The organism is Marinomonas sp. 63XJN7_7_ISO-PGPR-S23-202 (genome assembly GCF_056173505.1).
This window is the reverse complement of sequence record NZ_CM149677.1, coordinates 3,054,353-3,079,553: the sequence shown is the minus strand read 5'-3', so window position 1 is coordinate 3,079,553 and position 25,201 is coordinate 3,054,353. Positions and strand designations below refer to the sequence as shown.

The window sequence follows — 25,201 nt, the reverse complement described above, 5'->3', positions numbered from 1 at the left end:
TATGAATCACACACAGCAAGAGAGCCAATCGTCCATCATTCCAATGGGCTACCGCCAGAATGCCAGTGGCCACTTGGTACCAGAAAGCGCCATTCGCGAGCAAGATTTATTGCGCGATCAAGTGGTGCAAAGTTTGGTGCCCAAAGCCCTTGAATTGCATAACGCCTTGCAGGCATTTAAACAACTGGCCTTGCAAGACATCGACGACTTGATCCAAATCGCCGGAGAACGCTACGGTGCCAAACTGGGTGGTAAAAAAGGTAACGTCAGCTTAACCACCTACGATGGCCGTTATAAAATTCAGCGGGCGTTTCGCGAAGTCTTGGCCTTTACCGAAGAGATCGAAGCCGCCAAAGGGTTAATTGATTCTTGTCTATCACGCTGGAGCGAAGGGGCTAACGACAACATTCGTGCTGTGGTTAGCCAAGCCTTTCGAACCAACACCAAAGGCGAAATCAAAACCGGAAAAATCCTCGACTTGATGCGTTTAACCATCGAAGACGACGAATGGAACCGCGCCATGGATGCCTTACGGGATGCTCTCAAATCCATCGGCACCGCCGTCTACGTGCGCATCTACGAACGCATCGACAACACGGATCAGTATCGCCCCGTACCGCTGGACCTTGCTGCCTTATAAACTAGCCAGCCACGATACTTGTCACAAAAAGAGAAACGACAAAACCACCCATCGAGGTGGTTTTTTATTGCTAGTGATCCGCTAAAATTCATTGACCGTTAGAATTTTTTACTAACGCATCACCATGCTAGTTTTCTTAGCATGATGACTTTAGAACCTTGGCAATCTTTATTGCCCGACTCAGCGCAGCAGCTTATTCATGTAATTGGATGGGCCGATACGGCGCGTCTTATTAATACCTTTGGCGGGACGACTTTGCCGATGCCGTCTGGCGTAAACGCCATTGGTCGCGCCACGTTAGCGCTGTTAGCCGAGAAAATGGGCGATGAGGTAACACAAAAACTCGCCCAATATTACGGTGGCGCGCCCTTGTACGTACCCCGATGTTCAGCGGCTCTGCGTCGTGCTCGGGATAATGTGATTATCAGTGAATTTGAAGCTCGTATTCGTGCCAAAGAAACCGCCACCAGTGCGGTGAATCAGTTAGCCATGGAGCATAAACTCACGGATCGTCGTATTTGGAAGATTTTAAAAACCACCCCGCCGGATGATCCCACACCGGATTTATTTCAAGGCTTTGCCTAATTCATTGTCTCTTACATGGCCCTAATCGGGCCTTTTTTATGTCTGCGATTTTGTTATTTCCCCTTAAAAAAGGTGAATTTCAATGATATGAACTCAATTACCTCTTCGCTCCAACAAGGTGATTTCGATGCAACGACGTTGCACGATAGTAAGGGGCTGAAAGTCTGATACAGCAGAGCGGAACAGAACTCATCCATATAAAGCCATTAAGCTAATCCAACGAAACAAGCAGCACAAATCTCCCCTCTATTACTGAATCCATCCAGTCAGGTTCCTTCTCTTGTGTCTTGTAATGTGAGGCAAAGCTCGCGGCAGTTGGCCGTGTGTGAGGTGTATTTTGAAGAGGAGAAAACGATGGGAGCCCGTCGACAGTTAAGCGTAATCGATAGTGTGATTATTCACCATGCAGAAACCCCTAATGGCCATGTGTTTACGGCTGAACAGATTGATCAATGGCATGAAGCGCGCCATTTCGAACGAGACATGAGTATTTGTCCGGGTTATAGCCCGTTAAAGCACATTGGCTATCACTATGTGATTGAGTTAGACGGCACGATTCAACGTGGCCGACCACTGGAAGAGGTGGGGGCGCACACCTATGGGAAAAATGCCAAAAGTATCGGTATTTGCCTGATTGGTATGGATAAATTTGCTTTGGTGCAATGGCAACAGTTGCTCAAGCTTATTCAAAGTTTGGATGACAAGTTAGCCACTTCGCTGGCGGTGTACGGCCATAACCAATTTAGCCCGAAAACCTGCCCAGGTTTTAATGTTCCAGCTTGGATTAGTCGCAAGTTTCGGCCGTTGGATCAACATATTTTAGAAGGTGACTTCCATGGGGTGGTTTAGCGATTTGTTTACGTCGGGAGCGGGATCCTTGGTGTCGTCCATTGGCGAGGTGGCGGATCGCTTTATTGAATCGCCGGACGATAAAAACGCCTTCAAGTTGCAAATGCAAACCCTGATCCAGCAACGAGACAGTGAGATTGAGCAGAGTTTGCGCAAAAACTTGGAAGCCAAAGAGCGCGTCTTAGTGGCGGAGTTAAACCAAGGGGACAGCTACACCAAACGGGCTCGCCCCACGGTGGTTTACGCTGGGCTGATTTTTATCGCGATCAATTATGTGGTTTTTCCTTTGCTTGCCCGCATAGCGACGGCCACGGGTGTCACAGTGGATGCCTCGCCGTTGGCGGATTTGCCTGGGGATTTTTGGTTGGCATGGGGAGGCATTTGTGCGACTTGGTCGATCGGCCGAACCATAGAAAAACGTGGAACGCAGACCCCGCTTACGCAAGCGGCGACGGGCTCTAAGCCAGTAACCAGCTTGCTTAAGTAAGGATGGGATAGGACAAGATTATGGATTTATTAGATTGGGCGGCGGACTTAGAAGAAGCCTTTCGTGCTGCCTCGATTCAACAGCACAGACAACAAGGGGAGGCGACCTTCACAACCCATTGTGTGGACTGTGATGAGGTGATTCCCGCCCCACGGCGGGCAGCGCTACCGCATACCACACGCTGTATCGATTGCCAGCAAGATGAGGAGAAACGCCAATGACAACCGATTGGGGGCAATGGAAATTTTGGTTTGATGTAGGGCAGTGGGGGATTATGCTGATGTTATCGGGCTGGATGTTTATTGACAAAGGTCGTGCTAAAAACAGCAACGCCATTCGCGAGATGGCCATGAGCCAACAAACCTTGGACAAACGCATTACCCAGCTCGAAAACAAAGCCGCCACCCATGAAGACATCGCCAAACTCACCGCCGAGATGGAAGGGTTAAAAAGCACCTTAACCCGTCTGACGGTGACAACAGACCGGATACACGACTATTTATTGAATAAGAAGGAGTCTTGATTGCTGCTGAAAAAGCTTTATTATTGAGAGCGTTCCTGCTCTGCATCGCATCAGGCATTCGAGACTGCATTAAGGTCCGTCCCGTGCAGCCAGCCCATTCTAAAGCGATTACAAGCTAGTTTGGTGCTGAGATCAGGCTCCTTTTTGGGGCCTTTGTTTTTTTGTAAAGTCTATTAGAGTTATGAGAATAGCACTTCCTGATCGAACTTTAATGACTCTATCTGCTCCCTTAATTTCAGTTTTTTATCCGCTTTTTCAAAAGCTGAAGGGCTCATGTATGAGATAAGCCTTTCTAGATCACTCACTTCTTTGATCTTAAGAAACTCCTTGCTCTTATTAATATAGACAAGAGACATCTTTTTCCTTTTCAACAGTTCGATGGCATTACTAAGGGTTCCGGTGCTTTGAGTGTCCCAAACCATAAACCCATAGTCGCAATCTTCGGCCATTTTTATGTCTTTCGCTGTGAAAAAAGCTCTTGTGCCAGATGGGGCATTGGTCTCAATGAGTTGTGTTTGCCAATGACCCAAATTGTTCCTGGGCGTTTTCCCTGAGCAATAGACAAGAACTGATTTGCTGGCTTTGGATATCAGGTATTGTTGAATAGAGCTATCCACACCATTAGCATCACCAACGATGACTTGGTAATTTGAGTCAATAATATTGTTGATTCTTCCCAACACATTTGTGTCTAAGTTCTTGATTCCCATAGAACCTGAAATGAATACTTTATGCATCGTTATTTCCGTGTCACTGTAGATAGCCTAGTGTCCAAGGCCCATAAATCCGTTTAATGTTCACATCCATGTAACAACCTTTTAGCTTTATTTGAGAGTAAAGTCCTTATCTCAGGAAGCGTTATATCACACATTTCCTGTCAGTTCATTTAACGCTTTTTCTACAGATCCCCTCACGCCTTCAAGCCTCGACCCACTATATTGCCCTGTGTTTTTCGCGAAATCCGTTTCTAACAGGGGGCTAACGGGGTCTGCGTGGCGGTTATTTTGTGGGGGGAATGTTTTTTATTGGAGAGAAAAAATCAGGGTGCCGAGTGGGCAACCTGATTGGCTAAGGGTAGCAATAGGGGAGCGGTATTAGGTAAGGTCGATTTATTAGCTAAGTTCTTGGCGAACGATGGCGGCGCCAGCGCTTAAGGCTTCGAGTTTGCCTCTGGCAACGTCCCGGGATAACGGTGCCATGCCACAGTTGGTGCATGGGTACAGTTTGTCTGCGTCTACATATTGCAGTGCTTTGCGTAAGGTATCCGCGACTTCTTCTGGGGTTTCGATGATGTCGGTGGCAACATCGATGGCTCCCACCATGATTTTCTTACCGCGAACGAGCGCCATTAATTCCATAGGTACCCGTGAGTGATGGCACTCTAAGGAGATAATGTCGATGTTAGAGGCTTGCAGTTTAGGGAAGATTTCTTCGTACTGGCGCCACTGTGATCCTAAAGTTTTCTTCCAGTCGGTATTGGCTTTGATGCCATAGCCATAACAAATATGGACGGCGGTCTCACATTGTAGGCCTTCAATGGCGCGCTCAAGGCAGGCAACGCCCCAGTCGTTCACATCATCAAAAAAGACGTTAAAGGCCGGTTCATCAAACTGGATAATATCCACCCCTGCTGCTTCCAGCTCTTTGGCTTCTTCGTTGAGGATTTTGGCGAATTCCCAAGCCAGTTTTTCTCGGCTTTTGTAATGGTCATCATAGAGAGTATCGACCATTGTCATGGGGCCAGGAAGGGCCCACTTTATGGGCTGCTTGGTCTGCTGGCGTAGAAATTTGGCGTCTTCGACGAAGACGGGCTTCTGACGAGACACCGCGCCGACCACAACAGGGACGCTCGCCTCATAGCGGTCGCGGATGGTGACGGTTTTACGGTTTTCAAAATCCACACCGTTAAGGTGTTCGATAAAGGTGGTGACAAAATGTTGTCGTGTTTGCTCGCCATCGCTGACGATATCAATGCCAGCATGGCTCTGCTCATGAAGAGACACTCGTAAGGCATCGCGCTTGCCAGCAATGAGGTCGTCACCCTGTAATTTCCAGGGTGACCAGAGTGTTTCTGGTTCAGCAAGCCACGATGGTTTAGGCAGGCTACCAGCGGTGGAGGTGGGTAATAATGTTTTCATAATAAATGTCTTATCGTTGAGGTGAATTAGTGCGCCGCATTCGCGGACCATTGTTCAAGGATGTTTTGGTAAGGCTTAATAAAGTGCTCCTCAGTAAACTTTCCTTGCTTGATGGCCAGTTGGCTGCGTTCTTCTCGATCGTATTGAATGGGCGTCAATGAATGATCTTGATGTTGTAAGCTCGGTTTGAAACGCTCACCAGCCGGGGTATTGGCGTGATAAATCTCGGGCCGATAGATTTTTTGGAACGTCTCCATGGTGCTGATGGTGCTGATCAGTTCTAGATTGCTGTAATCGTTTAGCAAGTCGCCAAAGAAATAGAAGGCCAATGGCGCTTTGCTGTTTTGCGGCATGAAATAGCGAACTTGTAGCCCCATTTGTTGAAAGTAATGCTCGGTCAGAGAGGATTCGTTGGGTTGGTATTCCACGCCTAATACTGGGTGTTGGTTATTCGAGCGCTGGTAGACCTTGCTCTCTGCGACACTTAGGCAAATAACGGGCAGTTTACTGAAATGACGCTGAAAAGTGGTGGACTGAACAAAGTGCTTAAATATATTGCCGTGCAAGGTGCCAAAGTTTTCGGGAATCGTAAAGCGTGATTGATCCTTGTTGTGGTCAAGCAATAAAACACTGAAATCGTAATCACGGATATAAGACGAAAAGTTATTACCGATCATGCCTTCAATGCGTTGATTGGTTTGATGATCTAACACCGTGGTTTGCAACATTTCAATGGTCGGGAAGGGGCGTCCGTTGCCTTCAATATCCATATCCACGGAGACAATATCCAACTCAACGGAATAACGATCGCCATTGGGGTTGTCCCAATGGGCTAGGGCATTGAAGCGTTGATTGATCATGCGCAAGGTGTCACGCAGGTTGTCATAACGTCTCTCACCCCTGGCTAAATTAGCGAAGTTGGTGGTAATGCGGGTGTTATTCGAAGGCCGATAGTTCTCGTCGAAACGAAGGGTCTTAATGGAAAAGGCAAAATTCTGGCTCATAATGTTCGTTATCTCATTTCTGTGATGTCTCTCAAGGGGCTTCCCTGCTTTGGATGATCTTTCGATTGCGTCAAAGTCAGCAAAACAATGTATGCCAGTACTCTAGTCTTGATTTTTGTATGAGTAAAATTCTATCTATTCACTATTTGTTGAATAAAATTAATAGTTCCTGTTTTGTGATTCGAATGCATTCCCCTTTCTAATAGGGCGACGGCGCTTTTGTGCTGACCTTCTTTTTTCTCCACTGAACTCTCTTTTCCTTACTGAACTCTTCTTTTGCCCTCTCTTCTCTTGTTTTGTTTTTTCTTCTAACGCTGAACTCTGTCTTGGTTCGTGAAAGTTGGCTTCCCTTTAATCTTGCCTTATCGAAACGCAGACGCTTTTCGGCGCTCACCCAGCGGGTGAGATGAGTTTTCAATATGAGGGTTTTATTTGATGTTTGCTCAAGTAGACAGTGCGCTTAAAGCCGCGATTACCACGGCCTTGGGCAGTCATGTGAAAGAGGTGGCGAGCCACCCGGGTCATTGGAGCAAGGATGTGGTGAACAGCATGTTGCTGAGTGCGCCAGCGGTGTACACCAGTTTCACTAAGGGCAAGTTGTCCGATGTGAACAAGCTAAAAAGCCGCTGGACGCTGTATTTGATCACCCAGTATCCCGCAGGCGATGAGCAATCGTCCGCGTATGCCTTGATAGTGCGTTTGCTGCAGGCTTTGCATGGCTTGGAGCTGGAGCAAGCGGATGGGCTGATGTTTAAGTCGGTGAAGAATCTGGCGTACTTGGCGGAGGATCAAACCGGTTATCAATGCCATGAGCTTGAGTTTAGTTTGCTGATGCCATGGCCAGATCAGGTGGCACTTGACGATCTGGACGATTTTTTACGCTACCACGCCGATGCGACAACGCTCGATGGCAAGCAGGTCTTAATCGCCGCTGACACCAAGGTCTTGTAGGTGGGACTTTCGACCTACCAGAGACATTTTAGCAAAGGAGCAAGTATGCAAGCAAAAGCCGCCGTGACTGTTCGCCCTGCCAAAGGGCGTCAGGTACGCAAAGAGAACGGCCAGATCATACCGAAGGACGGTATCGATGTGGTGCTAACGAGCTATTACCGTCGTCGTATTAGCGACGGCGACCTTATCGCCATTCAATCTTTAGGAGACAAATAATTATGGCTATTTCTTTTGACAATATTCCCGCGACGCTACGCAATCCAGGGACGTACATTGAGTTCAATAACGAGCTGGCAGGCGCGTCGTCCACTATGTTCAAAGTGGCCATTGCCGGTCAGCGTTTGAATACAGGCACACAAGCGGCGGGCATTCCGGTGCGTGTAACCGATCCCACTCAAGCGACGGCCTTATTTGGTCAAGGCTCGATGTTGGCGGGTCAATGTGCGGCGTTTTTGAATGCCAATACCGATACCGAAATGTGGGCGATTGCCCTAGACGACAACGACAGCGGCACAGCGGCCGCAGGCTCAATTACCGTCGCAACCGCTCCGGTTAGTGCGGGCACAGTGGCCCTGTATGTGGGTGGTACACGCTTAAGTGTGGGAGTAAGTGCCGGTGATTCGGTGGCAACCGTTGCCTCGTCCATTGCGGCACAAATCAACGCGGCATTGGATCTGCCTGTTACAGCAAGTGCAGCGGATGCGGTGGTGACTGTCACGGCACGTCATAAGGGCGAAGTCTTTAATGGCTTGGATTTGCGTGCCAGCTTCTACGATGAAGCCATGCCGTCTGGTTTAACGCTTTCGTTTGCAAATCTATCTGGCGGTGCGGGTAACCCAGATGTGTCAGTGGCCCTGGATGCCATGGGCGATGAGTGGTTTAACTGGATGGTCTGTCCGTTCACGGATACCGCCAACCTGGTGTCTCTTGAGACGGAATTGGGCGATCGCTTTGGCCCTATGCGTCAGATTGGTTGTCGTGCCTTTATTGCTTTTGCCGGCACTCATGGGGAAACCGGTACGTTTGGCTCAAAACGCAATAGCCCGCACGTAAGCTGCATGGCAACGGGCACTAGCCCAACGCCGACTTATTTGGTATCGGCGATTAACGCGGCGGTGGCGGCGAAAGCCTTGGCGATTGATCCAGCGCGTCCTCTGCAAACCTTGGTATTGAAAGGCATGTTGGCGCCAAGTCGCCATCAGCGTTGGAGCCAAAGCGAGCGCAACTTGTTGTTGTTCGATGGTATTTCCACCTTCACCGTGGGCAGCGATGGCACCTGTCGTATTGAGCGTCAAATCACCATGTATCAAAACAATGCCAGCGGCTTAAGCGATGCCAGCTATTTGGACATCTGTACGCCAGAAACCTTGGAACGCATTCGTTACGAACAGCGTTTGATGATTTCGCAACACTATCCACGTCATAAATTGGCGAGCGATGGTACGCAATACGGCGCAGGTCAGGCGATTGTGACGCCACAGATTATTCGCGGTCAGCTGCTGTCTTTGTACCGCTCTATGGAGCAAAAGGGCTGGGTTGAGGATTTTGATACCTACACGGAAAAACTCATTGTGGAACGCGATGCAGACGATGCGAACCGTCTGAACTGGCGCGATACACCGAACCTGGTGAACCAATTGCGTGTGAGTGCAGGCAAACAACAATTCATCATTTAACTCAGAGGAGCCTTTTCTACAAAGGAAGGGCTCACCGTTTTTAATCCGAGCGTTTAACAGAGCGCTTGAAACAATGCTTAACAAGTAGGAGCAAAGACATGGCTAAGGTCGCAAAGAAACTGTATTTCGATATTCCAACGATTGGACGCGTGAACTCGCTGTCTGGCGCAACGTTTAATCCAGGCGGCAGCAAGCGTGATGCCGTGATGGCCGACACCGGTGTGGCAGGCTTTACCGAGGAGCCAGTGGCCCCATCGTGTGAATTCAAAATCGTTAATACCAGCGATATTGATCAAAACCTGTTGCGTAATTTGGTGGACGTAAATGTCACCGTACAAGACGACAACAACAAAGTGTGGGTCATCAACGGCGCTTGGATGACCGAGCCACCGGTGTTATCCGGCGGTGAATACAGCTGCAAAATGCAAGGCATCAGTGCGGATTTGGTGAAGTAAGCCCAATTCGTCGCCATTGGCGCAGAGCAACACATAGCAAGGTGGGCGCTTAGGCATAAGTGCCCCGTGAGACCATCGATTAGAGGAAATCATCATGCATCAAGTCACGTTAGAAAAAGGCCTTATGGTCGGAGAAAAACAGCATCTTAAGGCCACTTTGCGGCCGTTATCGGCGGGGGACATCATCGCCGCCATGGAGGAATCCGAGCGAGTGATAATGGCCCCCAATGGGGAAGGCAAATTTGAGCCCACTTTATTGCTGTCCAATGCCTTAATGGGCGTCAACACACTGCGTCGCCAAGTGGCCTCCCTTGGGGAGATCCAAGGGCCACTGGAAGTCGAGCAGTTCAAGTTGTTGTCGGATGTCGATTTGGACTTACTGCAAAAGGGCGTGACGGCGATGGACATGGCGACCGCTAAGGCGATGGTTGAACGGGGGCGAGATGTCGCTACGGGCTCAGACGATTGAGCGAGCCTTAGTGCTTTTCTCAACGCGACTCCCTTGGACTCGTAGCGATTTTCTTTCCATGACAGAGCGCCAGCTAGTGCGCCTGTCTAGCAATCTCAAAGGGATTAAGTAGGTATTTATGAGCGATCTAAAGGCATCTCTTGCGGTGGGGACAGCGGAGAACTTTGTACAGCGTGCCCAGCAATATGCGGATGCGGTGTCAGCAATGGGCCAGCGAGGCAAGCAGGTAATGGGTGCCTTTAGCAGCTCGTTAGGGCAGGCATCGGCTTTTATTGAGCGTTTACAAGCGCAACTGGGTGAGCCCAAAAAGCAAGACAACGAAACAGGGCAGGACGCGAGCGATAAAGCAGAAAATTCCCCGCTAGATAAGGTACTGGAACAAGCCGAAAGCCTCGTGAATGAGCTTTCCCACGCCGTGGATACAACGTCGACGGTGATTGAAGGGGTGTCTAACGCCGCAGGTGAAGTCAACGAGTTTTCTTCGGCATCGGTATCGGCATGGCAAGCCATTACCAGCAACAAGTCGAAAACCAGTAGCGAATACTGGAGCGGCGTATTTCAAAGCGTTAGCAACGCATACAAAGAAGGCAAAGACGTGGTGACTTCCGTGCAAACAGTGGTCGACACGTTATCAGGCAAGGCTTTGGATAAAGGTAAAGAGGCGAAGAAACCGACTGTCTCCACCTCCCCTTTATCCAAAGACGTCTTGGCAACGAACGCAGAAACAGCATTAACAGAACATAGGCTTGCTGGTGGGGCGAATAACAAAGGGGCGACGCCAGCGGCGAATGTGCAGCGCGTCTTTGTGGTCAACATGCCGAAATCTGGGGTGTTCGCAGTACAGCGCGATCAAACCAATGTGACTTCCGTGCAAACAGTGGTCGATACGTTATCAGGTAAGGCTTTGGATAAAGGTAAAGAGGAGAAGAAATCGACTGTCTCCATCTCCCCTTTATCCAAAGACGTCTTGTCTCAAACAAATAAGAGACAAAAGAATAAGACACAAAATGTGTCAAAGAAACGAAGACCCGCTGGTGGGGCGAATAACAAAGGGGCGACGCCAGCGGCGAATGTGCAGCGCGTCTTTGTGGTCAACATGCCGAAATCTGGGGCGTTCGCAGTACAGCGCGATCAAACCAATAACACCAGCGAGCCTTCTTGGTTAGACCAGGTCAAAAGTGCCGTCGATATCGGCAAGGATCTGTTGGATCTAGGCAAGGGTATTAAAGACTTTCGTAATGGCGGCACAAAAGGCGAGTCCCTGTTGGACCTGAGTGATATCGCTGGCCGGAACGAGAACAGCGGCGCAAAAGCCCATGGTAAACCACAGAGTTTGTTGCCGCATCTAGTGGACAAAGTGGATGCGGATTTTGACAAGCCTGCGGTGCCTGCGAAGCGTTTTCAGCCATCGAAATGGATAAAGGGCATTAAGGGCAATGGTGTTGTCAACGCCCTGGCGGGTTCAGCTGAGCTGGCGGAAGTATGGAATGGCGATGCCAGCGTGAAGGAAAAGGTCAAGCAATCCGGCGGCGTGGTGGGCTCGGTCGTCGGGTCTGGCTTAGGTACCTGGGGCGGAGCCGCGGCAGGGGCCGCCATTGGCTCGGTGGTGCCCGTGATTGGCACGGCGGTGGGTGGTCTGATCGGTGGCGTTTTGGGCTCCATGGGCGGTGGTGCCGTTGGGGAATCCTTAGGCAGCCGTTTAACCAGCTGGTTCACTGGTGACGATGAGGAGAAGGCGCCTAGCAAAGCAAGTAAGCCCAACGCACAGGGGGCGGCAGACGCCGCGCTAGATAAAGTGCACGGAGAAATCAAAATCAGCGTGGAAGACAAGCGTGTAACGGTGTCGTCGGTGACGGCCCATAACCTGAACTTGTCCATCGCAGGAAGTTCAATGGGAGGCCATCCATGACGTGGCGAGATCGATTACAGCAAGGCACCTTTCGTGGTGTGCGCTTTTTTACCGAGCAGGCCAGTGGCCAAGCCGGTCGACGGGTGGCGGTACATGAGTACCCGCAACAGGACGTGTATTTTGCGGAAGATTTAGGCAAAAAAGCCGAGTCTGAACGTTTGACACTCTTTGTTGCAGGGCAGGATTACGACCTGGCGCGCAATCAATTGATGCAAGCCTTGAATAAGCCTGGGGCGGGTAAGTTGGTGCACCCCTATCTTGGCACCTTGATGATTCAGGTAACGGATTACGACTGGACCATCCGTACGCAACGGGGCGGATACTGCCAATTCACCGTGCAATATGTGCGGGCTGGGGCTTTATCTTTCCCTGTATCAATCAGCAGCGCCAGTGTGTTAGCCAAGGCGATAGACCAAGCGTCGCAAACGGTACAAGCGGATTTTGCCAAGACGTTTAGCGTCGATAAAAACGCGTCTTTTGTGGAAGACGCGGCGCGGGATTTACTGCAGCAAGGCGCCACCTTACTGAGTCATTTAAACGGTCAAATGATGGGATTATTGACGCCGTTATCGCAGGTAGAGAGCAAGGTGGCGGACAAGATCGACGATTTTGTCGGCAAGCTGGACGACTATCTGACGAACCCAGAAGCACTGGCCAAAGGGGTGAGCGAAGTTGTGAGCACGGTGTTTGACGACATGGACGACATGAAAGCCGTGTTGTCTGGCTATCAAGAGACCTTGGACACCTTCGCGACGGATCTGACCAAGCAAGTGAATACCGTGACCATGACCTTTAATCGGCAACAGGAAGCCTTGAACAAAGCGGCGTTGAATACCCTGTTTACGGCCAACGCGACCTTGTCCATGGCCCAGGCCATGGTCACGCAAACGGGCTTGTTTACCACCTTAAATGAGGCGCGTAAAACGCGGGATCTGGTGTTGGCGCAAATCGACGATTTGATCGAAGTGGGCACGGATCGAGCCTACGAGGCGTGGGCGGATGTGCAAACCGCCATTATGAAACGCATTGATGAGCTGGAGCCAAACTTAGCGACGGAAGCGACAACGCAATTAGAGCAATCCGTCCCTGCGTTGGTGATGGCGTACAACCTTTATGGGGATGCCCGTCGTGAGTTGGAGTTTATCCGCCGTAATGGATTACCCAACCCTTGTAGCGTGCCCGCTGGTGTGGAACTGGAGGTGCTGAAATGAACGAATTACAGCATGTGTTTGGTGCCAAGGAGGGCGCCACTGATCGATTGTTGGTAAGCATTGATAACAAGGTGCATCGCTTTTGGACGCAAGCCACCATTGCTCGCTCCATGGAGCGGGGGGCCCATTCGTTTGAATTGTCCCTGACGGACAGCTTAGAGGCCACTGGCCTAGGCGGCCACAGCGCGTCAGCCCGTGCCGTGCAACCCGGTATGAGCGTCACCGTGTACGTCAACGATGAGCCCATCATTGCTGGTTATATCGACGATGTGAACGTCTCCTACTCCAGTAAGAGCCATCAACTGAACGTGACGGGGCGCAGCAAAATCGGCGACTTGATCGATTGCACCACCGTGGGTAAGCAATTTCAGGTCGGACAAACTCTGGCGGGCATTGCTCGTCAATTATGTGCGCCCTTTGGGATTGAGGTCAGCGTGGCAGACAGTGCCAAAGACGCCGCCAACGACGTGTTCAAGAGTGATCAAATGTTGGATCTTGGGCAATCCATTTGGGAATTTCTCGAAGGGTTAGCGCGTTTGAAAGCCGTTCTCTTGGTATCGGATTGGTCAGGGAATTTGCAGATTACCCGAGCGGGAGCGGACTTGGCCGAGGTGGCCTTGGTACTTGGAGAAAACATCCAAAGTGCTTCTGGTCACTTCAGTGCCCGTGGGGTGTTCAGCGAATACACGGTGACAGGGCAACAGATGAAAACCCCATCGACGAATCAGGATGCTAAAGCCATTACCCAGAATCAGGCCAAGGTAACGGCAGCGGGGCGCTATCGTCCGTTTGCCTTGAGCGCCGATGGACCAGCGGATGTGGCCGCCTGTGAAACACGGGCTAAGTGGCAGAAAAATGTGAACGAAAGCCGCGCCAAAACCATGACTTATACCGTGCAAGGCTGGCGACAAACGCCGAATGGCACGCTTTGGGCACCCAATGCCTTGGTCTCGGTGCAAGACCCTTGGATGGGCTGGGATGGGGAGCTGTTGATCACGGAAACCCGTTTGATGCTCAACGAAGGTGGCTCGACGACGGAGATTCATCTGTTGCCAAAAGGGGCGTTTGATCTTAAGCCCGTTAAGGGGAAGTAAGCATGGATATGGTAAACAGTTTAGTTCGAAAAATCCGCCGTTTGGCGGGGCGTGCCTTGATTCGTCGAGTGCGATACGCCAATAAGATTCGCTACTTTCAAGTCCAGCAAGAGGGCGGCATGCCCCTAGACAACGTGGAGCATATGGAGCCCTTTGGTTTTACCTCGCATCCCTTGCCGAATGCGGAAGCCGTGGTGCTGGCCTTTAATGGCAATGGCTCCAACAGCGTCGCCATTATGGCGGGAGATCAGCGTTATCGCTTGGTGATCGACGAAGGGGAAGCGGCGGTTTACAACCACCATGGGGACAAGGTGCATCTGAAAAAAGACCGCACCATCAGCGTGGAAGCGGCCACTAAAGTGGAACTGGTGACGCCCCACACCCATATGACAGGCAAGTTGACCGTGGCTGAGACGATCGAGGCCCAAGGGCACATCACCTCGCAAGACAAAATCACCGCTGCGAGCGTGGTGCAAGGGGCCAGCTTTGTCAACGCCGCAGGCTCAGGAACCCTAGACAAAAACGGCACCATGACGGTGACAGATGTGGTCGCTGGTGGCATTAGCTTGAAAAAACATACCCATATGGACGCAGAAGGGCGTCCGACAAATCCCCCGACAGGAGGTTCGTAATGATGATTTCTTTAGCGTACAGCAATGAACTTGGCGGTTTAGACATCGTCCCCGCCACCGACGACGCGCTGACTTGGTTGGACAATGCGATTTCCATCTCGCTCTTTACCGATGCGCGAGCCAATGACGATGATCTCTTGCCCGATGGCAGTCAAGACAAACGCGGCTACTGGGGGGATATGGATTTGCCCGATAAGCAAAGCTTGGGCAGCAAGTTGTGGTTGTTGAGCCGTAGCAAGATTACCCAAGAAACGCTCAACGCCATGCACGATTACCTCACTCAGGCAGTGCAGTGGCTGATCGACGAAGGGCACTTGCAGGCGATCAATATCAAGGTGGAGCGGGACAGGGCAACACAACAAGGAGTTGGGGATCCGAATCGGGTGAATTTTCGCTTGGATTGCCAACTAAACAATGGCGAGTGGGTGTCGGTTTTTAGAGCACACGACATAACAAATGGAGAGTAAAAGATGGCTTTTTCACGCCCAACACGAACAACAATTCAAGCTCGTGTCGCCGCTGACATAGAGCGACACAGTGGCCAAAAAGCCACTCGCCGAGGGGATGTGTATTACCCATTGGCACAGGCGGTGGCCGGGGCTGCCCATGGTTTGCATGGGCACCTGCAATACAACGTCGACCAATTATTTGACGACACATGTGATGATGACAACTTGCTGCGCCGCGCCGCTGAGATGGGGATCTATCGAACCCATGCCTCCCGCGCGTCGGGCACGGCGACGATCATCGGGAATAACGGCGCCACCGTGCTGGTGGATACCTTATTGCAAACCGACGACGAGGCGACCTATCGCGTCACCCAAGCGGCCACCATTGCCGATGGTCAAGCGATACTTGCCTTGACGGCGGTCAACGCGGGCAGTGCGGGTAACTTACCGGCAGGCAGTACATTGCGCTTTGTCAGTACCCAGTTGGATATCGACGTGGAAGCCACCGTCATCAGCCTTACGGGTGGTAGCGATATGGAGGCCATCGATCGAGTGCGCAAGCGTCTAGCCGAACGTCGTAAAAATCCCAGTATGGGAGGCAATAAGGCGGATTACATCACCTGGACCTTAGCGGCCCATAACGATGTGACTCGGGCCTGGTGTTATCCCCATGAATCGGGATTGGGGACGGTGACGGTGCGCTTTGTCACGGAGGATTTACCGTCGCCCGTGGCGAGTGAGGCACATCTTGCCGCGGTGAAGGCGTATATCGATGAAAAGCGCCCTGTCAGCATGAAACAGTTTTATGTCTTGCCAGTGATCGCGAAGCCTTTGGACATTCGTTTTACCACGGTTGCGCCGAACACCGCTGCTGTGCGAGCTGCCATCATCGCTGAGTTAAAGGACTTGCTGCGTCGTAAAGCCGAGCCTGGTGGCACCTTGTTTTTGAGCCAAATACGGGAAGCCATTTCCCTGGCTTCAGGGGAAGACAACCACGTGATTGACTTAACCCAGGATGTCACCTGTGGCAAGGGTGAGTTTCTGGTATTAGGAGAGATCTCATGGGCAGCAGGCTAACGAATCAAACAACGGCGATGAATCAATCATTCGCCAAGCCAGTGCTCAGCGAGCCAGTCAGCGAATACCAGCATGCTTTACTGGCGCTCTTGCCCCGGGGTAACGCCTGGGCCAAGGTGCCAGATTCTCAGTTGGGTAGGCTGATGGCAGGCATTAGCGAAGAGTTGGCGCGAGTGGATCAGCGGGCGTTGGATGTCTTAAAAGAATCTCACCCCAGCCAAGCCTATGAAACCTTTGCTCAATGGGAGGCGGAGTATGGTTTGCCTGATCCTTGTAGCGGCGTTGATCCGTCGTATCAGGAGCGGTTGGCGGCTTTGCTGCAAAGCTATCGTATGAAGGGCAGCCAGAGCCGAGAGTTTCTGATCGAGATCGCCGCCATCATGGGCTATCAGATCACCATTACAGAGTATGCACAACGTTTATATGGTGACCATTACGGCGATATCTACGGCGTGAAAAACGCTGATTATGTATATATCTGGCAAATTAACGCGGCGAAATACAGCCCAAAAACACGGCACTATGGCGATCCATGGGGGGATAGATATCGCACCTGGAGCAACCAACGACTCGAATGTGTGTTCAACCGCCTTAAACAGGCCCATACACACCTTATCTTCAGTTATCACGACAGGAAATAATTATGGACTATCCAAACAGAGATGACCTATTAAATGGAAAATTTACCGATGGCGATCCGGTTAACGATATTCCCGCCAGTCGGGACAACGCCGCGCAGATGAACGCGGTGTATGACGAAATTCGCGCCGCCATTCAAGCGGGAGGATTGACGCCAAACACAGATGATTTAACGCAATTGTCCGCTTCGATCCGTAAACAGACCCGATCTAAACAAGGCTTTAGCGTATCGGGAGATGCCAATGCCATCGTGCTAACCAGCATGGCTGGTAAACCTAAAGTGACCGAACTAGAAGACTTCGATGAAATTCAATTTATGGTATCGGCCACCAATACCAGCGCCTCGGTGACTGTGAAAGTGGATGGCCTTGCGCCCGTGCCACTTTCGAGCGTGGTGGCGGCCAATCAGTTGTTTGTTGGTTCGTTAGTGACATTAGTTTATCTACAAGGGCGTTTTCAACTAAAGCAAGCGATTAACCCTAAAACAGGGAGCCAAGTGAGCGATATCGGCAAGCTGATTATGGATTCCTTAGACATTATGGAAGTCGGTGAAGTGGCGCTTAATGGCGCTACGCTAAGTCGTACTGAACACCCGATTTTATGGGCAAAAGTACAGGCTACGTCGAACTTAGTGGATCAAGGCAAGAAAAACGCCAACCAGAAAAACTACGCGGGTTACTATGGCACAGGCGATGGTAGCACTACCTTCACTCTACCTATTGTTGGCGGTGAATTTATCCGAATGTTTGATGATAGTCGGGGTGTGGATGCAGGGCGAGTGTTTGGGTCTTGGTCTGGCGATGAGCTAAAAAGTCATAGACACAGGATTACTGCTGCTGATGTTTATAATCCTGCATCAGCTTTTGTTATTAATGATAATTCTGGTGACCGTATTGTATCGTCAGACAATATCCCTGGAACTAATGCGACCATACGTAATGGGAGGTATATCACAGAGTATGCTGGCTCATCAGAAACGCGCCCGCGTTCTATCGCTTTCTACGGTAAAACACGATTATAAGGAGAGATCAAAATGCAATTATATACCTTTAAACAAGGCGAGACCTACCCCGTTTTTGTTGGGCAGCTAGAAGCGGCCATCGATTCTGTAACGGGAAAAGAATTGATACCCGCTTATGGTACGCAAGAACCAATCATTGATGAAAAAGCGGGCTTTCAACGCTATTTTAAAGACGGTAAATGGCACTACGTTGTCGATCAAATCGGCAAGGAATACTGGGATGCCGATGGCACCAAGCACACCATTTCTGAATTGGGTGTAGAGGTACCAAAAGAGGCACTGTTAGAAGCGCCTGTGATTCCACCTAGCACCGACGAATTAGCGGCTCAGGCCCGTGCTAAACGCGATGCTTTGGTGGATCGAGTGACCCGTGAAATCAACCGCTTGGAAGACGCGGGTAAAGACGCCAAAGCATGGCGAGACTATCGTATCGTCTTACGAAATGTGCCAGAACAAGCAGGCTTCCCACAAGAGATTGATTGGGGCAAACAGCCTGCGGCCTTCACTGGGAAATAGGATTGGAAAATAAAAGCGACTAATTAAAGCTGAGAAGTCGCTCTGTCACTGATCTCTAACAGAGGGTACTTGTTCCTTCTATGAATCATTATTCCTCGCAAGAGAGTGTTGCCCTGTTGGATATAAAACAGTGCTTCACTCTCTTTTTTGCAAGCCTATCTCCCTAAGAGGATAGGTAACGAATACATTCAAAGGAGACAGTCGATGAACTACCCAGATAGCAATGATCTTTACCAAGGCAAATTTACTGATGGCGACCCACTAACAGGCCTTCCTGCTAGCCAAGACTCCGCCGAACAAATGAATGCGGTATACGATGAGCTGATTAATCTAATTCGAGAAGGGGATGTGGTCGAAAATGCCAGCGCCTTATCCCAGCTTGCTTTATCGGTGAAAAACCAAATACGTGGCACATCCGTTATGACCACTCGTGGCGACGCTAATGACATCCAATTGACCTCACCTGCTGGTAAGCAAACCGTCCAAGCGCTAAAAGATTATGACAAAATTTACTTTCGAGTAAATCTTTCAAATTCACAGAGTAACATCACCCTGACTATCGATGGACTAGCCCCTATAGCCCTGTCCAATGTAGTGGGCGCGAATCAGCTATTACAAGGCGCATTGGTGACCGTTACCTACCTCGATGGCAGTTTTTGGCTCACCGATCAAATCAATCCCAAAACCGGTAACGATGTAAATGATATCGGCAAACTCATCGTCGACACCACCAACCATACGGCTCCTGGGGAAATCGTGCTCGATGGCTCAACACTGAGCCGAGCAGATCACCCCATCTATTGGGCTAAAGTACAGACCATCTCCAACCTTATCGATCAAGCCCAAAAAGACGCCGACCAGAAGACTTATGCTGGTTATTACGGCACTGGTGATGGCAGTACTACCTTTACCTTACCAATTGTAGGCGGCGAATTTATTCGTATGTTTGATGATGGGCGAGGAGTGGATAAGGGAAGGGGTTTTGGCTCTAGACAGAAAGGTTCGGCTGTTTCGGCAAACGAAAGGTTTGAGGGATATGTTCATGGAATAGAGGTGAATTCATCTTCAGGAGGATCTCAGGATTATAGAGATAAGTTAGGTGTGGATTATGGCGATCCTAGTGATTATGATGGTACCCGAGCCATCGCAATAGAAACCAGTCAAGTAAAGGACGGTGATTGGATGAATGATTATAATTGGGGAGGGGGCGAGTCTCGCCCGCGAAATATTGCTTTCTACGGTAAAACCCGTTTATAAAAATCAGTAGTTCTTCTTTAAGCCCCTCAGAGCTATCGTCTCTGCGGGGCTTTTTAATGTCTGTGATTCACGTTGTGAAAAGCTAACACTGAACCCTGACAGACAGCACCCATCGCGCTTTCCCCGCATTATAAATACCAAGAAAAGCGGCGGGCTTTGCTCAAACCAAGTCTACCTCCTTTCTTTTTCTTCTCTCAATAAGCGATACCTTGCACCAGCCGCCTTCTGCGTCTGACTCGCTGATTGGAGTAACAACCTAAATAGGAGACAGTCAATGAACTACCCAGATAGTAATGACCTTTATAACGGCAAATTTACCGATGGTGATCCACTTAATGACATCCCTGCCAGCATCGCCTCAGCAGACCATATGAACGCGGTTTATGATGAGTTGATTAATGTCATCAAGTTTGCGGGCGTAACCCCAGAAGCTAACGCGAAAGATCAGTTAACACAAGCGTTGGAATTTTACCGTAATGCAAGCCATCTAAACGCAGGAACCTTACCGATTGCTAGAATGCACGGTTCTAAAACGTTATTCGAAAAAAATATTGCCTCCCAGCCTGCATTCCAGCTTGATTCTGAGACGTTGAAAAACGCAGCAGACCTGACTGTTGCAGTAAATGGCGTGGCTTACGAGTACAGAGAAGGCGTGGAGTTGGTGTTGCCGGGCTCTATGTCAATCGGCACAGATTACGCAATCTACGCGACACCCGATGGTTTAGTTGTGTCTCCTAATTTCACCGTGCCCGAAGGCTATACAGCCCAGACATCTCGTCGCGTGGGCGGGTTTCACTATCAAAATGGCGAGATTAACGAATTCTCATTGTATGACGTGAAATACTGTCCAAATGCTCGCAATGCTCAGACGAAATCGAATGACCCTCGAGGGATGTTTCGGATACCTGGTTACGGTTGGTCTGATATTTATTTGCTCAACACGACGCCAGATTTGCTGGGAACTAGCGCATTCGGTGCGCAGATAGCGGACGGAGACAGCCCGCCGAAGAAGCCTGCGTTTTGGGGTGGTGACGGAACGGCTCAGTATTCGAGTTTCACTCAGTACGTTGCAGTGGAAGTGCTGTCAGCGTACGGCAAGCGCCTGCCTAGCCAGCACGAATTCGCAATGCTGGCGGCTGGTGTGGAAGCGGGCTATGCAGTAGGAACGGATCCTGGAACTGTACAGTATGATGCTCCCACCACAAGCCGATTTGGCGCTGTCGGAGCAAGCGGTGTTATGTTGCAATGGGCTGATGAGAACTGGGATAGAGGCAATGGGCTCAGCGGTTATGATGTTTATGCAGCAGACACAAATGGAGCTGGCCGAATTTACACCTCTGGCACTTCTGGGGTGGGCGCGTTAGTAGTCGGAAGCTCCGTTGGTGTGCCTGCTCGATCAGGATCTAGGGCGACAGACTGGACTTTTGAACCGTGGAATTCGTTTAACTATGTAAGCGCCCGAGGCGTCTGTGGTCACCTTGAGCAACTATAGGAGGAAATATGAAAGGCTCAACAAAAATATTAAATACACCTGATGATTTAGCGATGTCACAAATGACGCAAGAGCAGATTATCAAAATGGCAACGATCAAGGTGAGGACGGATAAGGCTGTCTATCCAGATGACTATGATAAAGAGCTAAAATCTGGTGATGACGGATATATCGAGCCGGATTATCAGTATGATGAGAAAATTGACCAAGCAGTATTAGATCGATTTGGAATTATTCATTAAGGGTTTTGCCTAGAGTATCGAGCAAATCAAAATAAAAAAGCGGCCTATCTTAACCATAGATAAGCCGCTTTTTTGTGATGCCAATTATCACGGAAAACACTGACATAAACGGCAGTACATGACAGAGTGAACTAACTCACAATTTAGTCTGCCATTTTAGACGTTATAAAACGGTTTTCTTTAGTTGGTCGATGGTTTGTTTTTGGTATTCAACAAAATCGGCGCTCGGTTGCTGTAAGCTAATGAATTCTAACAGCGGGTCTTCAACGTCTGTTTTGTGTCCCGATAAGGCTTCCATGGTTGCTAGACCACAAAAGGGCACATAACTTTCTGCATAGCCTCCTTCATGGGCCAATACTAATCGACCTTCACAGAGTTGCTCAGCTGCTTTTTTGAGCATTGTTGTCATTGCTCGGAAGGTATTGCTGTGAGCTTGCATTCTCGCCAGAGGGTCAACGGCGTTGGCATCATAACCACAAGCAACGATGATTAAGCCTGGCTTATATGCTTCTAATGCTGGTAGTACAATTTGTTCGAAAGCATAGATATACGCATCGTGACCGCTGCCGGGGAGTAACGGGATGTTAATATTATACCCTTCGCCTTTTCCTACTCCTCGGTCGTTCGCGCCGGAATAACCAGGAGGAAAGCAATTTTCTTGATGAAGAGAAATGCTGAGCACATCATCACGTTCTAGGTATATATGCTGAGTACCATTACCATGGTGTACATCCCAGTCGACAACCGCAACGCGCCCTAGGTTGTGCTTCGCTTTTGCTTTTTCAATGGCAATAGGAATGTTTGCTAGAAAACAAAACCCCATTGCTTGGTTAGGTAGGCAATGGTGACCTGGTGGTCTGCATAATGCGTACGCATTGATCACCTTCCCTAACATAACGTCTTCTACCGCTTGGCTTACTAATCCAGCTGATAAACAGGCAATTTCAAAGCTGCCGTTCCCAATGCTTGCATTGGGGCCGAGTTCTCCACCGTTGAGATCACTTAACTCTTTGAATTTTTTAAGATAGATTTCTGGGTGAATACGTTGTAAATCTTCATAATCAGAAGGAGAGGCGCCATTTACGTTAAGTTTTTGAGTCAAACCCGAGCGGTCCATTAGATTTTTCAAGCGTCGTTTTGTCTCGGGAGACTCAGCATGGCTGGAGCCAGACGGAGGTTGTACCCAGCCTCCAATAGGAAGGGGGCCGACGTAGGATCCAGCAACGTGCCAGAAACAAGTTTCATTATAATAAAAGCCTGTAGTTTTCATTTTTGAGTTTCTTACTGAGTTTTTGGTTGGAGGTAGAGTGTTAGGAGTAGCGATGCAAAGGCCAGTGCCAAAGCAAAAATCAGAACGGAGTGAAAACCTCCGAATTTCTCAATCATTAAGCCAGCGACCATTGGACCAATGGCAATACCGCCGCCTATAACGAGGTTGCTGAGGTTCATAATTTGACCGTTACGGTCCAATTTAGATATGGTTGCGAGTATGAAAGGCAAGGAAAACGTCCATGCAAATTTGAAGCTAAAAGCCGCAAGATTAAACATCGTTCTATTTGGCGAGAACAGAATGATAATGCCTAACATCATTAGCCCGTAACCAACAATGAGCAGCCAGGTATAGTGACGACGACCGCCTAACAAGGTAGCGACAAGCGACCCCGCAATACCAAACAATGTTGCGATGGCCAAAACATTGCCACTTGTTTGACTATCAATTCCTATTGAAGACGCTATTGAGCCGATAAATGTCCACACTCCCATTAAGCTAATGTAGAACAATAGAATCGCAATTAATCCAATAATTGCGTGGCGGGGAATACGGGATGGGGTGTCAGATTCAGGGTGCCTTTTTGTGATGGTCGCTGGTAATAAACGGGTTAGAGGTAGGCAAACTAGCATCAAGATGGCCATGGCTAAGAAAAAAGCTTTTAAGCCAAATTCTTGAAATAGACTTGGCAGAATACTCAGACCAAGTGCCCCAAGTCCTAATTGACCAAATACCCAAAGGCCATAAGCTCTGTCTGGTTTAGGTAACATAGAGGCTGAGGTCATACAGATCACCATTAATGATCCACCTGCAATCCCACTGATCATCCTAGTAATAATCAGTGAGGTGGCAGAGTCCACTGACATTGAGGCAAGGTTGGCGAGGATAAACACCGCACCAAATAGAAGTGATATTGTTTTTAGGTTATAGCGTGATAACCAAAAAAGAGCGGGAAGGGTGGCTAAACTCATAGCACCATTTTCAGCCATAAAGAGTAAACCGATTGCGGATGGCGTCATATGACGTTCAGTTGCTAATTGACTTGCCACCACGGGGCCCATTAATAGCAGTGATGGGACAATGGCGGCAATGACTACAATGGCCAGTGTTGTAGCGTTAGCGGATTTTATGAGGGGGTTAGATTGAATATCAGGATTGATCATGCATCACCTCTCAATATCCAAACGATGAACCAGTAAAATTGATGAGGTAGTGGAGGGGGATTCCTCCTACTATCTGAGGCAGTTTTTTTGTGCGGATGTTGTTCATTTTATGTTCCTTTTGTGTGTTTTTGAACGTAGTTAGCCCCAAGCGCCATTTTGGTACTTGTGAGATTTTTCTTGTTAGAAAGTTGTTATTTGAGAACTGAGCTATGAATTTACTAAGAGCTATTTTTTGTGGGCAGTTCGGCTAATAAACGACTAATATCGGCCTTATTGTGTACTTCAAGTTTGGTATAAATGGATTTTATGTAGTATCGGACGGTATTGGGTGAAATGCCTATTTCTAGGGCGATTTCTTTATAGGTAAGACCTTGTCCAAAACGGATAGCCACTTCTTTTTCTCTGGTCGATAATTGATCAATGGCAGAGATAGGATGGGCAAGCAGTAGAAAAACATCGACCTTCGCTTGAATATCAATGACCAGATGACGGCCATTAATGCTCTTTTGAGTAGGGTTAAAGGGTAATTGTGGTCCATGCCAATCTGGGTATTCTGTTTGAATCAATTCAGCAAAAGCCGGCTCACTACTGCGCAAAAGACCATTGTTATCACAGGTGGCAAGTGCAACATCGGTACCATTTTGGGAGCCAAAAAGTTCGTGACAGTTTCGAATATGATTAATGGATGAAGCCGCAAGTAAATGGGGCATTAATGCTTGAAAGAGTTGTTGCTCCAATGTTGAAAACATCGGTGCGTATTTGTCTCGATATATACTTAGATGGTTGCCTAGTCCAGAAATTGTATCATTGTGTTGCACACACATGATTTTGTTAAAATGAAACTCATGACCCAGTTTTATTAAATGCTCTGACACCTTGTCAGTTTGTAGATTTATACTAATGGCCTCACCGAAGTTTTTTTGAACCAATTCGATGGTATTGTCAAAAAAACGCATCTTATACCACGCATCGAAATAGTTGTCCGGCAAGTTGTAGAAGTAGCAACTGTGCATTGCGCCAGGTGTATAGATGTTCTCAGAGCCTCTGCCCCACCAAGCAGACTTAAAGGGAATCATTGATTGAAGACATTCCAGCATCGTTTCCAGAAAATGTTCCAAAGGTTCTTCATTCGCCAACCGATAGACCTCAAGTAGTGTTCTACTGAAAGCGTCGATAATGGCGCCCTCGGAAGTACAATGGTGATCTAATTTTGGCATTTCGACTCCAGTATGAGCGATCCTAAAATTGACTATAAATTGATCTTATCCCTATTTTTGATCGGTAAATACCCTACAGATGTAGGGGGAGTGGTAAAAAATAAGCGCGTTTTAAGCTGAAATGTTATTTAAACAGGCATTTTTTGGTTGAGTCTTTTGTATAAGCAACTTAACTTATGTTAAGAGGGAGAGTGATGCATTAACAAAGAGAGAAAGCGCTTCCTTGCATTGAATT

General features: G+C 49.0%; 29 protein-coding genes. 23 read left to right on the top strand and 6 right to left on the bottom strand.

Annotation, left to right across the window (positions count from 1 at the left end):
* Position 1: 1 nt before the first annotated feature.
* The 6 genes from AC0VYG_RS14320 to AC0VYG_RS14295 all read left to right on the top strand — a co-directional run bounded on the left by AC0VYG_RS14320 (position 2) and on the right by AC0VYG_RS14295 (position 3,084).
* Positions 2-640 carry a DUF3164 family protein gene (locus AC0VYG_RS14320; protein ID WP_475449861.1) on the top strand — a complete coding sequence of 213 codons (639 nt, stop codon included), beginning with the start codon at positions 2-4 and terminating at the stop codon, positions 638-640.
* Between the two features lie 141 nt (positions 641-781).
* On the top strand, positions 782-1,225 hold the full coding sequence (locus AC0VYG_RS14315; protein WP_083200887.1) for a Mor transcription activator family protein: 444 nt from the start codon (positions 782-784) through the stop codon (positions 1,223-1,225).
* A gap of 354 nt (positions 1,226-1,579) precedes the next feature.
* Positions 1,580-2,074, top strand: a complete 495-nt coding sequence (locus AC0VYG_RS14310; RefSeq protein WP_475428646.1) for an N-acetylmuramoyl-L-alanine amidase — start codon at positions 1,580-1,582, stop codon at positions 2,072-2,074.
* Complete coding sequence (locus tag AC0VYG_RS14305) at positions 2,061-2,561, top strand: holin family protein (RefSeq protein ID WP_083208285.1); 501 nt, start codon at positions 2,061-2,063, stop codon at positions 2,559-2,561. Before AC0VYG_RS14310 ends, AC0VYG_RS14305 begins: the two co-directional genes overlap by 14 nt.
* 20 nt (positions 2,562-2,581) lie before the next feature.
* Complete coding sequence (locus AC0VYG_RS14300; RefSeq protein WP_067015293.1) at positions 2,582-2,782, top strand: TraR/DksA C4-type zinc finger protein; 201 nt, start codon at positions 2,582-2,584, stop codon at positions 2,780-2,782.
* On the top strand, positions 2,779-3,084 hold the full coding sequence (locus AC0VYG_RS14295; protein ID WP_475428645.1) for a hypothetical protein: 306 nt from the start codon (positions 2,779-2,781) through the stop codon (positions 3,082-3,084). Before AC0VYG_RS14300 ends, AC0VYG_RS14295 begins: the two co-directional genes overlap by 4 nt.
* Before the next feature lie 179 nt (positions 3,085-3,263).
* Here AC0VYG_RS14295 and AC0VYG_RS14290 read toward each other — a convergent pair whose 3' ends face one another.
* The 3 genes from AC0VYG_RS14290 to AC0VYG_RS14280 form a co-directional block, all read right to left on the bottom strand.
* Positions 3,264-3,821, bottom strand: coding sequence for a hypothetical protein (locus AC0VYG_RS14290; RefSeq protein WP_475428644.1), 558 nt, complete (start codon positions 3,819-3,821; stop codon positions 3,264-3,266).
* Between the two features lie 375 nt (positions 3,822-4,196).
* Positions 4,197-5,222, bottom strand: a complete 1,026-nt coding sequence (locus AC0VYG_RS14285; RefSeq protein WP_475428643.1) for a methionine synthase — start codon at positions 5,220-5,222, stop codon at positions 4,197-4,199.
* 26 nt (positions 5,223-5,248) lie between these two features.
* Positions 5,249-6,226, bottom strand: coding sequence for a DUF1852 domain-containing protein (locus AC0VYG_RS14280; RefSeq protein ID WP_199474583.1), 978 nt, complete (start codon positions 6,224-6,226; stop codon positions 5,249-5,251).
* A 435-nt stretch (positions 6,227-6,661) separates the two neighbouring features.
* On the opposite strand from AC0VYG_RS14280, the gene AC0VYG_RS14275 reads away from it, so the two are divergent.
* From AC0VYG_RS14275 to AC0VYG_RS14195, 17 genes are all read left to right on the top strand, one after another.
* Positions 6,662-7,177 carry a phage protein Gp37 gene (locus AC0VYG_RS14275; protein WP_475428642.1) on the top strand — a complete coding sequence of 172 codons (516 nt, stop codon included), beginning with the start codon at positions 6,662-6,664 and terminating at the stop codon, positions 7,175-7,177.
* Positions 7,178-7,222: 45 nt separating this feature from the next.
* Entirely contained in the window at positions 7,223-7,393 is a 171-nt protein-coding gene (locus AC0VYG_RS14270) for a DUF2635 domain-containing protein (RefSeq protein WP_083200885.1), read from the top strand.
* A 2-nt stretch (positions 7,394-7,395) separates the two neighbouring features.
* Positions 7,396-8,853: a phage tail sheath subtilisin-like domain-containing protein gene (locus AC0VYG_RS14265; protein WP_475428641.1), complete on the top strand. Its 1,458-nt coding sequence runs from the start codon at positions 7,396-7,398 to the stop codon at positions 8,851-8,853.
* A 98-nt stretch (positions 8,854-8,951) separates the two neighbouring features.
* The gene (locus AC0VYG_RS14260) at positions 8,952-9,308 is read left to right on the top strand and encodes a phage tail tube protein (RefSeq protein WP_067015274.1); all 357 of its coding nucleotides are present in this window, start codon (positions 8,952-8,954) and stop codon (positions 9,306-9,308) included.
* A gap of 94 nt (positions 9,309-9,402) precedes the next feature.
* Complete coding sequence (locus AC0VYG_RS14255; protein ID WP_199474586.1) at positions 9,403-9,777, top strand: phage tail assembly protein; 375 nt, start codon at positions 9,403-9,405, stop codon at positions 9,775-9,777.
* A 118-nt stretch (positions 9,778-9,895) separates the two neighbouring features.
* Positions 9,896-11,686, top strand: coding sequence for a hypothetical protein (locus tag AC0VYG_RS14250; protein ID WP_475428640.1), 1,791 nt, complete (start codon positions 9,896-9,898; stop codon positions 11,684-11,686).
* Entirely contained in the window at positions 11,683-12,897 is a 1,215-nt protein-coding gene (locus AC0VYG_RS14245) for a DNA circularization protein (RefSeq protein WP_475428639.1), read from the top strand. Before AC0VYG_RS14250 ends, AC0VYG_RS14245 begins: the two co-directional genes overlap by 4 nt.
* Positions 12,894-13,991, top strand: coding sequence for a phage baseplate assembly protein (locus AC0VYG_RS14240; RefSeq protein WP_475428638.1), 1,098 nt, complete (start codon positions 12,894-12,896; stop codon positions 13,989-13,991). Before AC0VYG_RS14245 ends, AC0VYG_RS14240 begins: the two co-directional genes overlap by 4 nt.
* A gap of 2 nt (positions 13,992-13,993) precedes the next feature.
* The gene (locus AC0VYG_RS14235) at positions 13,994-14,623 is read left to right on the top strand and encodes a phage baseplate assembly protein V (protein WP_475428637.1); all 630 of its coding nucleotides are present in this window, start codon (positions 13,994-13,996) and stop codon (positions 14,621-14,623) included.
* Positions 14,623-15,090: a phage GP46 family protein gene (locus AC0VYG_RS14230; RefSeq protein WP_475428636.1), complete on the top strand. Its 468-nt coding sequence runs from the start codon at positions 14,623-14,625 to the stop codon at positions 15,088-15,090. The genes AC0VYG_RS14235 and AC0VYG_RS14230 overlap by 1 nt, the downstream gene beginning before the upstream one ends.
* Positions 15,091-15,093: 3 nt before the next feature.
* Positions 15,094-16,149 carry a baseplate J/gp47 family protein gene (locus AC0VYG_RS14225; RefSeq protein WP_475428635.1) on the top strand — a complete coding sequence of 352 codons (1,056 nt, stop codon included), beginning with the start codon at positions 15,094-15,096 and terminating at the stop codon, positions 16,147-16,149.
* Positions 16,134-16,790 carry a YmfQ family protein gene (locus AC0VYG_RS14220; protein WP_475428634.1) on the top strand — a complete coding sequence of 219 codons (657 nt, stop codon included), beginning with the start codon at positions 16,134-16,136 and terminating at the stop codon, positions 16,788-16,790. Before AC0VYG_RS14225 ends, AC0VYG_RS14220 begins: the two co-directional genes overlap by 16 nt.
* Positions 16,791-16,792: 2 nt before the next feature.
* Positions 16,793-17,809: a hypothetical protein gene (locus tag AC0VYG_RS14215; RefSeq protein ID WP_475428633.1), complete on the top strand. Its 1,017-nt coding sequence runs from the start codon at positions 16,793-16,795 to the stop codon at positions 17,807-17,809.
* A gap of 12 nt (positions 17,810-17,821) precedes the next feature.
* Positions 17,822-18,325 (top strand): phage tail assembly chaperone, encoded by a 504-nt coding sequence (locus AC0VYG_RS14210; RefSeq protein WP_475428632.1) that lies wholly within the window; start codon positions 17,822-17,824, stop codon positions 18,323-18,325.
* A 204-nt stretch (positions 18,326-18,529) separates the two neighbouring features.
* Positions 18,530-19,582 (top strand): hypothetical protein, encoded by a 1,053-nt coding sequence (locus tag AC0VYG_RS14205; RefSeq protein ID WP_475428631.1) that lies wholly within the window; start codon positions 18,530-18,532, stop codon positions 19,580-19,582.
* A gap of 274 nt (positions 19,583-19,856) precedes the next feature.
* Positions 19,857-21,074 carry a phage major tropism determinant gene (locus tag AC0VYG_RS14200; protein ID WP_475428630.1) on the top strand — a complete coding sequence of 406 codons (1,218 nt, stop codon included), beginning with the start codon at positions 19,857-19,859 and terminating at the stop codon, positions 21,072-21,074.
* A gap of 8 nt (positions 21,075-21,082) precedes the next feature.
* A complete protein-coding gene (locus AC0VYG_RS14195; protein ID WP_475428629.1) occupies positions 21,083-21,316 on the top strand; it encodes a hypothetical protein in 234 nt (77 codons plus the stop codon).
* 163 nt (positions 21,317-21,479) lie between these two features.
* On the opposite strand, the gene AC0VYG_RS14190 is transcribed toward AC0VYG_RS14195, so the two are convergent.
* The 3 genes from AC0VYG_RS14190 to AC0VYG_RS14180 all read right to left on the bottom strand — a co-directional run bounded on the left by AC0VYG_RS14190 (position 21,480) and on the right by AC0VYG_RS14180 (position 24,966).
* Complete coding sequence (locus AC0VYG_RS14190; protein WP_475428628.1) at positions 21,480-22,586, bottom strand: class II histone deacetylase; 1,107 nt, start codon at positions 22,584-22,586, stop codon at positions 21,480-21,482.
* A gap of 11 nt (positions 22,587-22,597) precedes the next feature.
* The gene (locus tag AC0VYG_RS14185) at positions 22,598-23,749 is read right to left on the bottom strand and encodes an MFS transporter (protein WP_475428627.1); all 1,152 of its coding nucleotides are present in this window, start codon (positions 23,747-23,749) and stop codon (positions 22,598-22,600) included.
* Between the two features lie 218 nt (positions 23,750-23,967).
* Positions 23,968-24,966 carry a helix-turn-helix transcriptional regulator gene (locus tag AC0VYG_RS14180; protein WP_475428626.1) on the bottom strand — a complete coding sequence of 333 codons (999 nt, stop codon included), beginning with the start codon at positions 24,964-24,966 and terminating at the stop codon, positions 23,968-23,970.
* Positions 24,967-25,201: the final 235 nt, after the last annotated feature.